Below are 2219 nucleotides of genomic sequence, written 5' to 3' on the forward strand. Positions count from 1 at the left end.
ATTTCTTGATGATCGTGGCCTCGTTGGTCTTTGCCATCGTCGGTCCGTCGCTTTCATGCTGCCGTGCCCGGTGCCGGGCAATTCCGTGCCGACGATAAGGGCTTCATCGCCGCCTTGCCACCGCTTTTGTGCACCACGGTGCCGGTGGCGGTGCGGCCTTCGCGCAACCGGCGGCGACAACGAACTACGGTTGAAACCCGAGTTGACTTGAGTGCCGCGCCCGGATCACATCTTCGCCGGGCGCGGGGCGCTGGTGGCGTGTCTCTCCCCCGGGAGACGGCACCGCCGGGCAACGTCATCCTGCAGTCGCGGGCCGGCGGCACATAAGGGCTGCGGCCGCGGCCCCGGACCGTCGCTGCACATGTCGCTGCACATGCAGACGGCCTTGAAAAATCAGCCGGTCTCCGGACCGGAAAAGGAAGCAGAGGACAGTAGGAAATGAGCCAGGGAATCGTGATCGCGAGCGCACTGCGCACGGCGGTTGGCAGCTTCAACGGGTCGTTCGCCACCACGCCGGCCCATGCCCTCGGCGCCGAGGTCATCAAGGCTGTCATCGGCGCGGCCAAGGTCGCCCCCGAAGAAGTGAACGAGGTCATTCTCGGCCAGGTGCTGACGGCCGCACAGGGCCAGAACCCGGCCCGTCAGGCTTCCATCGCCGCCGGCCTGCCGATCGCCACCACCGCGTGGGGCCTCAATCAGGTGTGCGGTTCGGGTCTGCGCGCCGTGGCGCTGGGCTATCAGCAGATCGCCACCGGCGATGCCGACATCATCGTGGCCGGCGGTCAGGAGAACATGAGCCTGTCGACCCATGCCGCCTATCTGCGGGCCGGCCAGAAGATGGGCGGCCTTGAACTGATCGACACCATGATCCGGGACGGCCTGTGGGATATCTTCAACGGCTACCACATGGGCATCACGGCCGAGAACGTCGCCAAGGAATATGAGATCACCCGCGAGGTGCAGGACGCCTTCGCCCTTGCCTCCCAGAACAAGGCCGAGGCCGCCCGGGCCGCCGGCAAGTTCAAGGACGAGATCGTTCCGATCACGGTGAAAGACCGCAAGGGCGACAAGATCATCGACAGCGACGAATATATCCGCGCCGGCGCCACCATCGACGCCATGACCAAGCTGCGCCCGGCCTTCGCCAAGGACGGCACCGTCACCGCCGGCAATGCGTCGGGCATCAACGACGGCGCCGCCGCCGTGGTGCTGATGACCGAGGCCGAAGCCGCCCGCCGCGGCATCACCCCGCTCGCCCGCGTGGCGTCGTGGGCCACCGCCGGCGTTGACCCGAAGGTCATGGGCACGGGTCCGATCCCGGCGTCCAAGAAGGCGCTGGCCAAGGCCGGCTGGTCCGTCGACGACCTCGATCTGGTGGAAGCCAACGAGGCCTTCGCCGCGCAGGCCTGCGCCGTGAACAAGACCCTCGGCTGGAACACCGACATCGTCAATGTCAACGGCGGCGCCATCGCCATCGGCCACCCGATCGGCGCTTCGGGCGCGCGCATCCTCGTCACCCTGCTGCACGAGATGAAGCGCCGCACCGCCAAGAAGGGTCTGGCCACGCTGTGCATCGGCGGCGGCATGGGCATTGCCCTGACCGTCGAAGCGCTCTGAGGTGCGCAAGGGCCGCTGCCGGATCGCCGATCCGCGCAGGCGGCCCGCCGCACAAGCCCCGGGCCGGCCGGTGAGCCGTTCCGCCGCGCTGCGTTGCGGCGGAAACGGAGGGTGACGGCCGGTCCTGTCGGAGACTGCCCCCGCGGCCCGCCCGGCGCGATGCGCCGGACGGACGCCGCGGACGAGCCAACAAAAAAGCGCACGGTCAGGCCGGCCGCTGCGCACTGCCTCAAGGAGAGAGACTATGGGTAAGGTGGCGTTGGTCACTGGTGGAACGCGCGGCATCGGTGCTGCGATCTCGGTTGCCCTCAAGGACGCCGGCTATGCCGTGGCGGCGACCTATGCCGGCAACGTGGAAGCCGCGACCAAATTCAGCGAAGAAACCGGCGTGTCCGTGTTCCGCTGGGACGTGTCGCACCCCGATGAGTGCGTTGCCGGCATCGCCGAAGTCGAAAAGGCGCTCGGCCCGGTCGATGTGCTGGTCAACAACGCCGGCATCACCCGCGATGCCACGCTGCACAAGATGACCTATCAGCAGTGGTCGGAAGTGATCCGCACCAACCTCGATTCCATGTTCACCATGACCCGCCCGGTCATCGAGG

At 67.5% G+C, this 2219-nt stretch carries 2 protein-coding genes; both read left to right on the forward strand.

The window, feature by feature from the left end:
* Positions 1–438 precede the first annotated feature (438 nt).
* Positions 439–1617 (forward strand): acetyl-CoA C-acetyltransferase, encoded by a 1179-nt coding sequence (locus tag V7067_RS17515; protein WP_334177167.1) that lies wholly within the window; start codon positions 439–441, stop codon positions 1615–1617.
* Between the two features lie 244 nt (positions 1618–1861).
* A partial coding sequence (locus tag V7067_RS17520) for an SDR family NAD(P)-dependent oxidoreductase (RefSeq protein ID WP_334177168.1) occupies positions 1862–2219 on the forward strand: 358 nt, incomplete at its 3' end.

Source organism: Pseudoxanthobacter sp. (assembly GCF_036822375.1).
Taxonomy (GTDB): domain Bacteria; phylum Pseudomonadota; class Alphaproteobacteria; order Rhizobiales; family Segnochrobactraceae; genus Pseudoxanthobacter.

Excerpts from the sequence above, each read along its gene's own strand:
- V7067_RS17515 (WP_334177167.1), top strand. The coding sequence starts at position 439 with ATGAGCCAGGGAATCGTGATCGCGAGCGCACTGCGCACGGCGGTTGGC.